This is a genomic window from Desulfotomaculum defluvii (assembly GCF_054657375.1).
In genome coordinates this window covers 686,341-701,219 of record NZ_BAAHYV010000006.1, presented here as the reverse complement: position 1 = coordinate 701,219, position 14,879 = coordinate 686,341, and the positions used below count along the sequence as shown (strand labels likewise).

Here is a 14,879-nt window from a genome sequence, read left to right as displayed (position 1 = left end):
AAAACCTGCCTCCTATTTGATTAGAATTGTAAAATATTATCCAATTCTTCGTCGGGAATATCAAATACAACACCTTTGGGGCCAAGTTCTTCGATTTGCATATATTCGGGGATTCGATTGGCTGTCGCTGTAAAACCAGCCCTTTGGTTAAAGTCTAATTCAACTTGTAGTATTTTCTTGCCCCAATCCCAAAACTCTTCCACACTAACATCTAAATCATAATAAGCCTTGATTATTTCCAGTAGGGCAGCCAGTGTTTCAGAATCATTAAAGGTTGCGTAGCTGCAGAATCTGCACAAACCTGTATTGTCCAAGGCTGTGGCCTTAATATGATATTCCTTGGCTAAGTGCACTTGTTCCTCTGGCTTGGCCTTAATAAAGGTGGTACAACTGGGTCCCGCAGTATGGTCAGCACCCATTGGGGTAACTGCATAAATAGCCCCCATCCCCTTAATACCCCTTGGATCGTAAGCAGCCATGGCCTGGCCCTTAACAGCAGGAACTCTATTAATACCAAACACCTGGCCCGTTACCTTGGCCCCCTGCCCAATAATTTTCCCTAAAAGTCCTCCCTGGGAAATACTCTGGATTGCTTCCTTTGCCGCAGGAAAATCTCCGTAGGGAATAATTTTCGCATCCATGGCTATACCTAGGGAGGCACCAACCTCAATGGAATCTAGACCATAGTCATCACACAAGCGGTTTAGGTAAGCGATTTCATCCAGATTGCCGATGGCCAGGTTAGAGCCCAAAAGACAAATAGACTCATATTCAAAACCACCGGTAATTTCCTGACCATCTTTGTCAACATACACATTGGAACAGCGAATGACACAACCGGGTGTACAAGCGTGGCCCACTTTACCACCTCTTTTGGTTTGTAGTTCTGTCATCGCCTCACCACTAATTTCATTGGCCTCCCCAAAGGTACCAGAGGAGAAGTTTCTAGTAGGTAAAGAACCAAAACTATTAATGGTATTCACCAGAACTGCTGTTCCATACTTGGGCAATGCACTACCGGAAACAGGGTTCTTAATAAGACCCTGGGCAAATTTTTTACTTGCACTCTTTGCCAATTCCTTGTTCAATGGTTGGACATATCCAGCATCGCCTACATCAATAACGATGGCCTTGATTTTTTTGGCACCCATGACAGTCCCTACGCCACCTCTACCAAATTGGCGGGTCGGAACTCCTTCCTTATCAGTGGCTGCAATATTGGCAGCCAGCATTTTCTGTTCACCTGCTTGCCCAATGACAAAAACACAAGCCTTTTCACCATGAATATAATGAAGTTTTTGACATGTATCATAACAACCCAAACCCACTAATTCATCTGCAGGCAGTAACTGAGCGCCTTCCTTATCAACTTTCAAATATTGCCATTGATTATCTCGGGGAACTCCTTCTATAATTATGGCTTTAACACCTAATTTTCCCAGGTAAAGCCCGCCGGGACCGCCGGCACTACTTTCCTTGATGCCTCCGGTCAAGGGACTCTTGGTTCCCACCGAGGTTCTGCTAGAACTGGCAACCGAAGTGCCTGCAAACAAACCAGTGGCAAACACTAGCTTATTTTTGGGACCCAGAGGGTCACAGGTTGGCTCTACTTCTGCAGCTATTATCGCGTCCACCAGTCCCCGTGCCCCTAGCAAGTGATATGATTTGGGAAGTTCCTCTTGGTTTACATTCCTATTACTTACATCAATTCTATAAACAGTCATCCAATCAACTCCCATTTAGAAAGCTTTTAGAAGAATAATCTCGGTACATACAAGACTAAGTCAGGCAAATAAGTGACAATCGCCAACACCAGTATAGCTACGGCAATAAAGGGCATAACCCCTTTGGATAACTTCTCAACGGTAATTTTGTTAATAGAGGATACCACAAACAACACGACTCCCAGGGGTGGGGTAATCAGACCAATTACTAGGTTTAAGCAGACAACTAAGCCAAAGTGAATTGGGTCTATGCCCAGTTGTGTAATAATCGGTAATAATACTGGTACTAGAATAATAATTGCCGCAAAGGTTTCCATCACAGCCCCTACAAAAAGTAGGAAAATATTGATAATAAGTAAGATCACTAGCGGGTTGTCTGATATCGCCAGGATCCCTTTGGCAATGGTTTGAGGAATTTGTTCGATGGCCAGTGTCCAACCAAAGATATTGGCTGTTGCAACAATTAGCATAATTGAAGCAGTTACCACCCCGGTATCCAGGAATACCTTCGGTAAATGCTTTAATTTAAGCTCCTTGTAGACAAATACACCTACCAGAAAAGCAATCAGAGAAGCAAAGGCAGCAGCTTCGGTGGGGGTAAATACCCCGCTAATGATACCACCCATCATGATTACCGGCACCAACAGAGCTGGCCCAGCAGATATTGTTGCCTTGACAATCTCATTAAAGGGAACCATTTTATCTTTTACGGGGTAGTTTCTTTTCCGAGCATAGTAGAAAGAAAGAGCAGAAAATCCCAAAGCCAACATGATTCCCGGAACAACACCAGCCAAGAATAATTGACCAATGGAAGCACCTGCAGCAACACCATAAACAATCATAGTAGTACTAGGGGGAATAATAGGACCCATGATGGAGGAGGCTGCGGTAAGGGAGGTAGCGAATTCTTTATCATAACCGTCCTCTTCCATGGCTGGTACAAGGATCTTACTCATGGCAGAAGCTTCAGCATTGGCAGAACCCATCAAAGCCGCAAGAATCATACTGGCAAAGACATTGACATAGGCCAAACCGCCCTTTAAGTGACCCACTAGGGCTCTGGCTAAATTAATTAATTTTGTTGTAATACCACCGTAGTTCATAAGCTCTCCAGCCAGCATAAAAAAGGGAATGGCCATAAGGCTAAAGTTGTCGGCCGCCACAAACATCCTTTGAGGTATGTTGATTAAAAAAGAAAAATTACCTGTGGAAAGAATATGGGTTAATCCAGTTAAACCCAGAACAAAAGCAATGGGTATCCCGAGGGCCAAAAAAACAATGAAAGCCAGTGCTATAACCATTATGCTTTACCTCCCCCATTCATTGCTGTTGAAATATTTTGAAATACATTACCTAAACAATGTAGGCACATGATGCTAAAGCTAATGGGAACGGCTAAGTAGTTATACATCATAGGTAACCTCAATGCTGGTGATACCTGTGTTATGACAGCTGGCGAAAAGGATTGTTTAAAACCATATACGGCGGCAGTTACTAAAAACCCTAAAACAATGACTTGTGAAATAATCACCACGGTTACTTTCAAAAGACCTGGTAATCTTTCCACCAATATATCAATACTAGCTAATTGTGCCTTCCTAAAGGCCACACTGCCCCCCAAGAAAGTTATCCAGATCAAAAGGTATCTAGCAAGTTCTTCCGCCCAAAAAAAGGAAAATCCAAGAAAATAACGACAAATAACTTGTAAAACAATAACTAGAGTCATCACAAGTACTGCAGTCATCACCACATAGGAGGCCAGTTTATTAACGAATTCGCTAACCTTTTGCATTGCTTCACCTCTTTCATTAGCCTAGAGAAATTTGCCCCGGTTTCCAGCCGGGGCAAATTTTGATTTGTTTAATTAATCAATTATTTACTCTCAGCCTTGATTGCTTCTACCTTATCTACAAACTGCTTAACCAGTGGATCCTTGGAAGTATATTTCTCATAGACAGATTTAGTTGCTTCAGCGAAGGGGGTAACGTCTTTGATTTCAGTAATATTAACACCTGCTCCCTTAAGGTTTGCTATACTCTCCTCATCGGCTTTTTTAATGAATTCATGGTTTTCATCAATTACTTCCCAGGCAACTCTTTGCATAATCTCCTGATCTTCTGGGGAAAGACTGTTCCACTTATCCATATTTATTATGTTAACAGTGGGGAAGGGGAAAATGCTGGCCAGAGAAACATTTTTCGCTACTTCGTAGGATTTCTCTGCCCAAATAGCAGCTAGGTCCATTTCGATACCATCAATAACGCCGGTCTGCAGACCACTGTAGATTTCACCATAGGCCATAGGGGTTGGGTTGGTACCAAGGGTATTAAAGATATCTAACATTAAGGGACTTTCAACAATTCTTAATTTTAGACCTTTTAGATCTGCTGGTGTTTCAACAGGCTTTTTAATGGTTACAAAGTGTCTAAAACCTGCATCATAAAAAGCTAAGCCTTTGACGTTGATATTTTTCAGTGCATCCAACAATGCTTTAGACTCGTCTGACTTCACAGCTTTATTTAAAGTTTCATAGTCCCCCATAAGGAATGGTAACTGGAGTCCATCAAGGACAGGTGTAAAGCCACTAAAAACAGCAGAAGAGATAAAACCCATATCCAGTGAACCGTTTTGAATTTGTTCCAACATATCTCTGTCACCGCCCAATTGGCGGGCAGGATAAATTTCAATTTTAATTCTACCATTGGTTTCTTTTTCTACTTTTTCTTTAAAAGATTCTGCTGCGACATTATATGGGTGAGTTACTTGAGTTACGTGACCCAGTTTAAAGGTAACAGGTTCACTGCTATCACCAGTTGTGGCATCCTTCTCTGTACCACCGCCACCACAACCAACAACCGCTAGCATTAAGCTAATCATTAACACAGTTAATAGTAAAAATTTCTTTTTCATCATAAAGTACCTCCTTGTAATTGCTTCTAAATTTTGAGGCTATTCTCCCAAAGTAGAAAATCTTTGTTTAATTTGACACCCCCTCAAATTCGTTCGTGATTACCGAACGATGTTTTAATAATCATTCAAAAAAAGAGTTTCTTAGAAATTTTATTTAATTTTAAATCCTAGGGTGCTTGAGATTTTTAGAGACGTTTCCTTTACTGGTTCAACTAACTCTTTGATTCTTTCATAGGTCATCCTAGTGGTGGGCCCTGAAACACTAATGGCTGCTACTGCCTCACCGTTATAATTGAGGATCGGGGCTGCCACACAGCGGAGACCTGATTCAATTTCCTCATCATCCAAACTATACCCCTGAAGCCGAATCCTTTGCAGTTGTTCCTTTAGTTGTTCTAAGGTAGTGATGGTATTTGGCGTGAAACTTGTTAATTTAATATTATTTAATATTCCCTTTAGCTCACTGTCGGGTAAATAAGCTAAAATGGACTTACCAACACCTGTACAATGCATTAGAGCCCTCTTGCCGATTTGCGAATACATACGTATTGCTTGGGGTCCCTCGACCTTATCAATATAAACATACTCGTTATCCGTTTTAACCACCAAGTGGACAGTTTCCTGGTATTCATCAACTAGTTGCTTCAAAAAAGGTTTTGCCTGGGCCCTTAGGTTTATCCTCTCACGAACTTTTTCTCCAAATTCAAGCAACCTCAGGCCCAACTTATATTTTCCATTCTCCTTATCCTGTATTACCAAACCCCTATTTTCTAAAGTATGTAATAAACCAAAGGTTGTACTTTTATGAAGATCCATTCTATTACCTATTTCTGTTACTCCTAATGGCTCTGGTGATTTTTCCAATACTTCTAAAATCAAAATTGCCCTATCAACTGATTGAACTATATTCGTCTTCTTTTGCAGTTTCACCACCCCGAATCCGTTCTTTTACAAACACCATTGCGTCCTTTAATGCCGTACATCGTTTTCAGAATAACTTATTAGATTTCAAATTTTTATAATATTCTTTTTCTACAAATTTCTGTTTTTTCCTTCTTTTAAAACTAATATTATTTTATTTTTTACAAAATTAAGAGAGACTCAAACTCGGTAGAGTTTGGGTCTCTCTTAATTCTACATATCTATTCTTATTCACCCCAGCGGTGAATTAAATTATGTTCTATCCCAAGATGATCAAGAATGCGGGCAGTGGTATGTTGAACAATATCTTCAATGGTTTGGGGTTTATGATAGAAGGCAGGTGAAGGAGGCATAATGGTAACACCTAGGCGTGCCAACTTCAACATGTTTTCCAAATGAATGGGGCTTAAGGGTGTTTCCCTAGTGACAAGAATCAATCTTCGACTCTCTTTAATGGTTACGTCTGCGGCTCTGCTAATAAGATTATCCGCATAACCATTAGCCACTGAGGATAAGGTTTTCATACTGCAGGGTACAATAACCATACCTTGATGAATAAAGGATCCACTGGAAACTGCGGCGGCCTGGTCATGCTCCTCATATATACATGTTGCCAACGTGGCTATCTTCTCAATCGATTGCTTTGTTTCTAATTCAATAGTTCGCCTGCCCCAATTACTAATAATTAAGTGCGTTTCCACCCCCAGTGTACGGAGCAGTTCTAACATCTGAATACCATATATAGCACCAGTTGCACCAGTGATTCCAACAACTATTCTCATCGAATACTCCTTTTATTAGAATAATTATTATTTTGCCTTAGTCCGATGCTCAAATCAAAGAATAAGGGGAAGTTATGATAAATTAGTAAGGCATATATCCCATAGTCTTTGATATGAGTAAAGAAGTTTCTTTGATCGGTTGGACAAGATCTTGGATTCTTTCGTATGTCATCCTGGTAGTTGGTCCAGCAATACTAATAGCAGCTATTGCCTCACCTCGATGATTTAGAATTGGTGCAGCCACACATCTAAGTCCCATTTCAATTTCTTCATCATCTATACTATAACCCTTTTGCCTAATTTCTTCTAAGTGTTTACTAAGTTTATCAAAGTTGGAGATTGTATTCGGTGTGAAGGATTCTAACTCAATTCCAGTCATTATCTTTTCTTGTTCATTTGTAGGGAGAAAGGCTAATATTGCTTTGCCTACCCCTGAGCAATGCATTAATGCTCTTTTACCTATTTGTGAATACATTCTAATTGCCTGGGGTCCGTCCACTTTATCGATATAAACATAATCATTCTCAACCTTCACTACCAAATGCACCGTTTCTTTAAATTCTTCTACCAATTTTTTTAAGAATGGGCGGGCTTGATGCCGTAAGTTCATTCTTTGCTGGACTTGCTCCCCTAGTTCCAGCAATCTTAATCCCAACTTATACTTTCCACTCTCAGGTTCCTGATAAACTAAATTCTTTCTTTCTAATGTACTAAGAAGACCAAAGGTAGTACTTTTGTGAAGATCTAACCTGTGACTTATTTCTGTAACTCCTAAAGGTTCTGATGATTTCTCTAGAACTTCCAGAATAGATATTGCTCTATCAACTGACTGGATAATATTAGTTTTTTTCAATTGTATTACCCCCAGATTTACAGCATATTATGTTCTGTATTATAGCACATTGTTCAGGATCTTTCATATTTATTTCTAGATACTTTTATTATAAGTAAACAAAAAGAATGAACAAAACCTTGTCCATACTTCTTTAATAACTTTATGCTATTTATCTAGGTAATTTTTCATTCCCCTTTTATAATTAAAACGGAAAAATAATATCATAAGACGTCAACTGCTGGTACTAATCCACAGTTTTCTTGTTTAATATAGAAAGGCTGTTGCATTAAGAACTTAAGTTTAAATTGCAACAGCCTTTGATACATATCTACCTATATTGTTATATTCTTACTCCCCGCTGACGCAACCATTTAGGCATTAATTCCTCATCAACCCGCTTGCTTACCTCTGGGGCCTTTCTTCTTAAAAATTCAGCTAGAGGTTCACTAACATTAATGCCACCCATAGCACCATCAAAAACAAGAACCTTTTTAGTACCAGTAACCTTATAAGCAAACTCCATAGCAGCCTTGGTATCTTCGGCAACCATTGCATGCTGCATATAGGTCAGGTTTTGTGGATCACGGTTAAAGAGTTCTGCTTGCTCTTGGCCAACTACAATGGTTGGAATGTGCTCACTAAAGAAAGCACTGGGGTAGCCAGTCCAAGCATAGTTTTGTACGCACATCTTAATGGCCTTGTTTATCCGTGGGATATCATTCAGTAGCGGCATGCCACGTTTGCCATAAAATGCCTCGGTATACCAAGTATAGGCTGGCAAAGCGGTATCAAGATCATACAGGTCTGTATTAGCCCCAGCAAAGTTGGCGTAGATAACCCCTGCGGAGAACACATAAACCACCGGGCAAGGGAAATCCAGGGCTGCAATGCACTCATCAATTTCACCAAAGAGAGTCATCATCTTTCCATAGTAACGTAAACCACTTTGGGTAATGCGATCATTTAAGGCATATAGGTCATTGTCCGAATCCACGTTAATGATACCGTTCGGTGCAACCTCTAGAAAAGAAGCAAAGGCAAATTTACTTTGTACAAAGGGAGAATCAAAAATTGCACGGGCTGTAAAGTTAGCAGCCCTGGGTCCCAAGTTCTGGTGATAAGTTGAGCGGGTCTCAATACGTGCATAGGCCATACCAAAGGGTTTTACAGCCCGGTCCACTTGTCGATGAAAATGAACTTCCCTTACGTCACTATTATGAGCATGGACAACCCAGTCGGCATCGTAGATTTTCCGAATACCATACAGTGTGCCTACTTCAGTTTCAATGGCAATTCCTTCGTCAACCGGAGCTACCCCGATGGCTTTACCATTAAAGTGAACATCCAAGCCATAACGTTTGATATATTCTTCTGTCTCACGGAAACGTAGTCCTACACCAGCTCGCAAGCGGATATTTTTACAGCCTGTACGGGCTTCAATAACATCCTTAATGGTTTTTAACATCTCTGCGTAGGGATCACCGCCTAACAGAGTAAATCCGTGGTGGGCAGCTAAGATATTCACAGAGTGTTCTGGCTTAATCTTGCTCATATCAACGTTTCTTAGACTTTCTTCAGTAGCCCTGCGAATAGCAGCAACCCCTTCGGAGCAAGGAAAGATTACTTCTGGTAGGTCAGGAAATAGTTCTTTTAGCCCTACCGATGTCATACCCGGTAGTTCAGCCACCCTTGTCTTTACTAACGAAGGGTCAATACCATATTGGGACACCCTTGGTGGTATAGGCATAATGGGGGCACGCATTAGGAATCACTCCTTCCTTGCAGTGGCGCATCTGCCACTCGATCTAAAATTTTAATATCTTCGTCAAAATAAAAGCCCCTGCTAGCATATTTATTTTTAACTTCTTCTGGAATATCCCAAACTGTCACAGTCCGACCATACCACTGCCAACCACCCTTAGGAGGTTCAGGCTTTATTCCTGCCGCTTCTAAAAGCCTCAAAATTGGTTGAATACATTCGACTTTACAGCCAGTGCGAACACCAGTTAAGAAAGATACTTCTTCAGGTGAATTTGCTCCTTGCAAGATAGCTGCTGCAACTTCTTCAGCCCTAGTAGCCGTACAGTAACAAACTATTTGTTCAGGATTAAACTTTGCTTTGCGGCATAATTGCTCAATTTTATCATAATCAACTGCACTTACATCTACCTTAATGGCAATGGGTTGTTCTCTTTTAACCATAGTAATGGCATAGTCAGGGCAGCGCTGCTCACAGTTGCCACAGCCACGGCAACGATCATCTTCGATCACTGCCTTACGGTTTTCCATTTTAATGGCCAAAACTGGACAAATTCTTTCACAGGTTTTGCAACCACGACACTTTTCTTTATCTACCACAGCCAATAGATTTACAACCTTCACAGCCTATGCACCTCTTTTCTTAGCTAACTGGTATGCAACGTCAATAATCATATCTTCCTGACCGCCAACCATTTTCCTTTTCCCAAGTTCCACCAGAATATCCCTTGGATCTAGATTGAATTTTTCAGCTGCTCTGTAGGCATGGAGTAGGAAGCTGCCATAAACACCAGCATAACCTAACATAAAGGGTGCATTACGAACAACTTGGGGACGGTGCATAATGGGTTCAACTAGACCCTCTGCTACGTCCATAATTTTATAGAAATCTACGCCAGTGTGGCAAGCCTTTTTCTCTAGAACACCAACTAGGGCTTCAATCTGACAGTTACCAGCCCCAGCACCAAGACCCCGGCAGGTACCATCTATATAGGTAGCACCTGCATCAATAGCAGCCAGTGAATTGGCCGTGGCTAAAGTCAGGTTATTGTGAGCGTGAAAACCTACTGGCACACCAACAGCATTAACCACAGCATTCACGCGGGCCTTGACATCCTCGGGCAACATTGCACCGGCTGAGTCAGCAACATAAATGACATCTGCCCCGTAGGATTCAAACAATTTTGCTTGTTCCACTACTTTCTCTGGCTGAACCATATGGGAAAGCATTAAAAAACCAAAGACTTTTAGTCCCATTTTTTTAGCCATGGGAATATGCTGCTGGGCTACATCAGCTTCTGTAACGTGGGTTGCCACCCGCACTGCCCTAGCACCATTTTCTACTGCCATTTCCAAATCCTCTTGGGTTCCAATCCCTGGGATTAACAAAACAGTTAGAGTTGCATTTTTAATGACACTGCTGGCAGCCTGCAGCATCTCCTTTTCACTAATTAAGGATTTTCCATAGTTAATTGATGAGCCTGCTAGCCCATCACCATGGGATACTTCGATAAATTCTACACCAGCCTGATCCAATCCGGCAGCAATGGTGGCAATTTGCTCAGCTGTATATTGGTGACTAATGGCATGGCTACCATCCCGTAGGGTTGTATCTATTAAGTGGATATGTTTTGATTGACTCATGCTACCACTTCCTTGTTTAAGATTTTTGCTGCAATTTTTTCAGCAACAGCCACAGCAGCGGAGGTGATGATATCTAAATTACCAGAGTAGGTAGGCAGAAAATCGCCAGCTCCTTCAACTTCCACAATAGTAGTCACTTTGTTGCCATCAATGATGGGAGGAACCCGCAGACGATAACCAGGAACATAAGCCTGAATTTCCTTAACCATTGCATCTACTGCTTCTGTAATGGCTTTTTCATCGGGATTTTCCACTTCCGTATAGATTGTATTTGACATCATCAGTGCTGGATCCGCAGGATTAAGTACAATAATGGCTTTGCTCTCCTTGGCACCTCCCACAACCCTTAATGCCTTAGATGTTGTTTGGGTGAACTCATCTATGTTTTGTCTAGTACCTGGGCCGGCGCTCTTACTGGAGATGCAGGCTACAATTTCCGCGTAATTTACTCCCACAGCCTTATTAATAGCATACACAATAGGAACTGTAGCTTGTCCCCCACAGGTAACCATGTTTAAATTAGTTTCCGCCTGTACCTTGTCTAGGTTTGCCGGTGGCACAACGTAGGGCCCAACGGCAGCTGGTGTAAGATCAATGGCAATTTTACCTGCTTCCTTTAGCTGTGGTGCATGCATTAGGTGGGGTTTTGCACCTGTAGCATCAAAAACAATCTTAATATCTTTCTCTGCCAAAACCGCATTTACTCCATCGATGGAGGCCTTAACCCCTAGATTACGTGCTCTTTTAATCCCTTCAGATTCTACAACCCCTGTCATTAGGGACATCTCCAAATTTTTACTGCGAAATATTTTGTACATTAGGTCAGTACCGATGTTACCTGGTCCGATAACAGCTACTTTTACTTTCTCCATAGTCTCAACTCCCTTTAGATGTTTGATGTTATATAAACTTAAGATTTAATGAACCTAAAGTATGGAAGGACACGGTGAATACATCACCGACAGAGGCTTCCACAGCCGCGGTTAATGCACCGGAAAGAATAATTTCCCCTGGTTCCAGGGCAATATCAAAGGCGCCTAACTTATTGGCTAACCAAGCAACTGCAGCAGCAGGATTGCCCCAAACAGCTGCCCCAGCACCGCTATTTAGCATCTCACCATTCTTTTCCAAAATCATACCCACATGACGCAAGTCAACTTGCTCAATGGGAACCATCCGACTACCTAAGACGAATAAGGAACTAGATGCATTATCTGCGATGGTATCGGCTAGTTTGATTTTCCAGTCACGAACGCGGCTATCTACAATTTCAATAGACGGCAGGATACCAGCGGTGGCACGGTATACATCAGCAATGGTTACTCCGGGTCCCTTTAATCTTTCCTTAAGAACAAAGGCAAGTTCTCCTTCAATCTTTGGTGCAATCAGCTTATCCCTGCGGCACGGTTCCCCTTCCATGAGCAGCATGTCATCGAACAGGTGACCATAATCTGGCTCATTGACCCCCAGCAATTGCTGCATAGCTTTGCTGGTAAGTCCTATCTTTTTGCCGACAATCTTGTGTCCTTCTCCCAAACGCATGGCTACCTGTTCCAGTTGGATCTGGTATGCATCCTCAATTTTTAGTTCAGGATATGTAGCTGTAAGTGCATCAATGGGGGTTTGTGTTCTTTCAGCCTTTAGTAGTTCAGATGCTATGTTTTTGTGATTCATACGTATGCCCTCCTTTATTTATCTTATCGTGCCACCGCTGTCTGATGGCTGCGGCAATATACTCAGCCAACTCTGGCTTTGTTAAACCCATTTGCAGGCCTTCGATTAATCTTCCACTGCCCAGTTTTGCTTCTTCATGGGGACCTGGCAAAGCAATCATATTAGCAATACCAGACTGGCCCACTGCAATACGCACACCCTCTTTGTGGTGTCTGTGGTAATCCGGTTTAAATTTGAGAATCCAAGGTGTGGCAGCCTCAGGGTCAATACGTTTGATAGCCTCTATACTAAAATCTTTATCCTCTGCACCCACCCCTCCGGTGGTAATAACTAGACCAAATCCCTGTTCCAAAGCAGCTTCAATATAGGCAGCGGCCATTTTATCATCATCCTCTAAAATGCCGCCAAATTTCACCTTAAAACCAGCCTCTTCCAAGACCTTCATGATATAGGGTGAATTGGTATCCTCTATCTTGCCACTTATCACTTCACTGCCAGAAGCAAAAACTATTGCCCGTTTGGCAACTGCCTTACTAATATCATCTACCATACGTTTTGATTCCTTAAGAACTTTTAGTGCTTCTTGATCCCCTAGGGCAATTAAGCCCAGTACCCCTTCAGAATGGACCGTAGCTGTAGGTTCCAGCTTAACACCTGGTAAGGCACCTAAACGGTTTAAAATTTCTTTTTCTTTGCCGGCAATTGCTTCTGCCTCGACCTGCCTTTTTAATATGTCGAAGGCGATTAGGCCGGGGCGCACATCAACCACCATGATGTCATCCTTGTTCATCCCCAGGGCCTCTGCCGTTATGACGGCTACCTGTCCAAGATTAATCTCTGTTAGGTCTATACCTTCAATCCAAAAAGTCGTCTTTTCAAGGAGATCCCATTTCACAGAACCAGCCTCCTTTACATGGAAGTAACATCTAAACTAAAGTCAAGCATTGGTGCATCTATTATGCCTCGCCCAACATCAACGATATCTGCTCCAGTGGAGATAAGTTTTGGTAACTCATCCAATGTTGCACCACCGCCAAAGGCTAATTTAACTTTGCTTCGCCAGCCTTCCCTTGCAGCAGTATCAAGAATGTTTTTTAAATCTCCGACATTCCCTGTATCCACCATTAAAATCCCAGCACCAGCCAAATAGGCCTCTTGGGCCTCCTGGACAATAGGTTGTCTTTCTCCCTTTATTTGTACAGATACTTCCCTATCTTCAATAAACTGCTTAGCCCGCCTTACAGCAGGACCGACACCACCAAACATTCGAACATAGTTTTTATCAAGATATATAAAAGGATTGTCTGTGATGCGACCCCCGGCACCGCCGGTGGCAATGGCTTGTCGCAAAGAAGGTCTTATTGGAGGAGTCACCTTCTTCCAGGCACCACAGACAATTTTAATTTTACCTTCGCTTCTTCTTATAAACTCTGCCGCTGTGGATGCAACACCGGAAGGTTTTCCAATGACCCCCAGTAGCATTTCTTCAGCTCGAACTACTTCTTCTGCTTCTCCACGCCCGCGAAAAACAACCTTTCCCTTAGATATTAAAGTTCCTTCATTGGCAAGAAAATCAACGTCAACGGAAAGTTTATTTAGCAACTCTCTTAATTCATTTGCCCCTGAGAAAATACCCTCTTGGTTTGCAGTTATTACAAATTGAAATACTTGGTTTTTTAAAGGTTCAAATAAGAAATCCCTAAGTTCCATTCGACTCACCCCTAGCACTTGATCTACAACCTAAAGACTGAGAAATTTCCCTGGCTGTTTTAGTTAGCATTTTTTTCGTATTCTCAAACTGGTCGCCGTGAAAAAGTGACGCTGTACTAGAAATACTGATAGCTGAACAAACCTTACCGTAATAATCAAATATTGGTGCTGCTATGCAACATAGACTATCCATAATCTCTTCGATATCATAAGCAAAACCTTGTGTCCGTATCTTTTTCAGTTCATTCATCAACACTGTAAAATCTGTGATCGTATTTTGGGTATAAGATTTGAGTCCTTTCTCCTTTACAATATTTTTTACTTCAGCGTCGGTAAGATATGCCATCATAACCTTACCAACCCCAGTACAGTGGGCTGGTAAACGCATTCCTACTTCTGAAACAATCCTTAAATTTTTGGTAGATTCGCGTTTATCGATGTATAGAACTTCCCCTTTATCCAGCACAACGAGGTGAACAGTCTCGCCAATTCTATTAACTAACTGTTGTAGGTATGGCGCAGCAACTGATCTTACATCCCAGGAATTAGCCACAATACTACCAATTTCAAAAAGACGCATGCCTAATTTATAATTGCCAGTAAATGGGCACTGCTCTATATATCCAAAATCTCTTAATGTCGATAACAAACCATGCACTGTACTTTTAGCATTACCTGACTTACTTGCAATTTTAGCCAGGGGTAAGCCCTCTTGACTGGAAGTTAGTATATCGATAATAGTTAAAGCTTTAGCAATTGAACGAATTTGAGAGGTTTGTTTTTTCCCTTGCACAATTTCCATTTATCTACCTCCCCAATTATTAATATACGATAATGCCGAATGCCGTTCTGCTAAATTAGAATTTCTCTATTGCTATGTCAAATTCCTTCTCGACATTACAAAATAGCGTTCGTCATTGT

Annotated in this window: 15 protein-coding genes; all 15 read right to left on the bottom strand. The window is 41.7% G+C overall.

The window, feature by feature from the left end; all coding sequences use genetic code 11:
* Positions 1-20: 20 nt before the first annotated feature.
* Positions 21-1,724 (bottom strand): aldehyde ferredoxin oxidoreductase C-terminal domain-containing protein, encoded by a 1,704-nt coding sequence (locus tag ACYQ03_RS06110; protein WP_459908410.1) that lies wholly within the window; start codon positions 1,722-1,724, stop codon positions 21-23.
* A 26-nt stretch (positions 1,725-1,750) separates the two neighbouring features.
* Positions 1,751-3,025, bottom strand: a complete 1,275-nt coding sequence (locus tag ACYQ03_RS06105) for a TRAP transporter large permease (protein WP_459908408.1) — start codon at positions 3,023-3,025, stop codon at positions 1,751-1,753.
* On the bottom strand, positions 3,025-3,516 hold the full coding sequence (locus tag ACYQ03_RS06100) for a TRAP transporter small permease (RefSeq protein WP_459908406.1): 492 nt from the start codon (positions 3,514-3,516) through the stop codon (positions 3,025-3,027). Before ACYQ03_RS06100 ends, ACYQ03_RS06105 begins: the two co-directional genes overlap by 1 nt.
* An 80-nt stretch (positions 3,517-3,596) precedes the next feature.
* Positions 3,597-4,637, bottom strand: a complete 1,041-nt coding sequence (locus tag ACYQ03_RS06095) for a TRAP transporter substrate-binding protein (protein ID WP_459908404.1) — start codon at positions 4,635-4,637, stop codon at positions 3,597-3,599.
* A 147-nt stretch (positions 4,638-4,784) separates the two neighbouring features.
* Positions 4,785-5,564, bottom strand: coding sequence for an IclR family transcriptional regulator (locus tag ACYQ03_RS06090; RefSeq protein WP_459908403.1), 780 nt, complete (start codon positions 5,562-5,564; stop codon positions 4,785-4,787).
* Between the two features lie 218 nt (positions 5,565-5,782).
* Positions 5,783-6,337, bottom strand: a complete 555-nt coding sequence (locus ACYQ03_RS06085) for a UbiX family flavin prenyltransferase (protein ID WP_459908401.1) — start codon at positions 6,335-6,337, stop codon at positions 5,783-5,785.
* 82 nt (positions 6,338-6,419) lie between these two features.
* Complete coding sequence (locus ACYQ03_RS06080; protein ID WP_459908400.1) at positions 6,420-7,190, bottom strand: IclR family transcriptional regulator; 771 nt, start codon at positions 7,188-7,190, stop codon at positions 6,420-6,422.
* Between the two features lie 322 nt (positions 7,191-7,512).
* Entirely contained in the window at positions 7,513-8,934 is a 1,422-nt protein-coding gene (locus tag ACYQ03_RS06075; protein ID WP_459908398.1) for a hypothetical protein, read from the bottom strand.
* Entirely contained in the window at positions 8,934-9,554 is a 621-nt protein-coding gene (locus tag ACYQ03_RS06070) for a 4Fe-4S binding protein (RefSeq protein ID WP_459908396.1), read from the bottom strand. The genes ACYQ03_RS06075 and ACYQ03_RS06070 overlap by 1 nt, the downstream gene beginning before the upstream one ends.
* Positions 9,555-9,557: 3 nt before the next feature.
* Positions 9,558-10,574: a 4-hydroxy-2-oxovalerate aldolase gene (gene dmpG, locus ACYQ03_RS06065; protein ID WP_459908394.1), complete on the bottom strand. Its 1,017-nt coding sequence runs from the start codon at positions 10,572-10,574 to the stop codon at positions 9,558-9,560.
* Positions 10,571-11,446: an acetaldehyde dehydrogenase (acetylating) gene (locus ACYQ03_RS06060; RefSeq protein ID WP_459908392.1), complete on the bottom strand. Its 876-nt coding sequence runs from the start codon at positions 11,444-11,446 to the stop codon at positions 10,571-10,573. The genes dmpG and ACYQ03_RS06060 overlap by 4 nt, the downstream gene beginning before the upstream one ends.
* Before the next feature lie 28 nt (positions 11,447-11,474).
* The gene (locus tag ACYQ03_RS06055) at positions 11,475-12,248 is read right to left on the bottom strand and encodes a 2-keto-4-pentenoate hydratase (protein WP_459908390.1); all 774 of its coding nucleotides are present in this window, start codon (positions 12,246-12,248) and stop codon (positions 11,475-11,477) included.
* The gene (locus ACYQ03_RS06050) at positions 12,223-13,143 is read right to left on the bottom strand and encodes a molybdopterin-binding protein (protein ID WP_459908388.1); all 921 of its coding nucleotides are present in this window, start codon (positions 13,141-13,143) and stop codon (positions 12,223-12,225) included. The genes ACYQ03_RS06055 and ACYQ03_RS06050 overlap by 26 nt, the downstream gene beginning before the upstream one ends.
* Before the next feature lie 14 nt (positions 13,144-13,157).
* Positions 13,158-13,958 (bottom strand): nicotinate-nucleotide pyrophosphorylase, encoded by an 801-nt coding sequence (locus tag ACYQ03_RS06045; protein WP_459908387.1) that lies wholly within the window; start codon positions 13,956-13,958, stop codon positions 13,158-13,160.
* Positions 13,948-14,760 (bottom strand): IclR family transcriptional regulator, encoded by an 813-nt coding sequence (locus tag ACYQ03_RS06040; RefSeq protein WP_459908385.1) that lies wholly within the window; start codon positions 14,758-14,760, stop codon positions 13,948-13,950. Before ACYQ03_RS06040 ends, ACYQ03_RS06045 begins: the two co-directional genes overlap by 11 nt.
* Positions 14,761-14,879 lie beyond the last annotated feature (119 nt).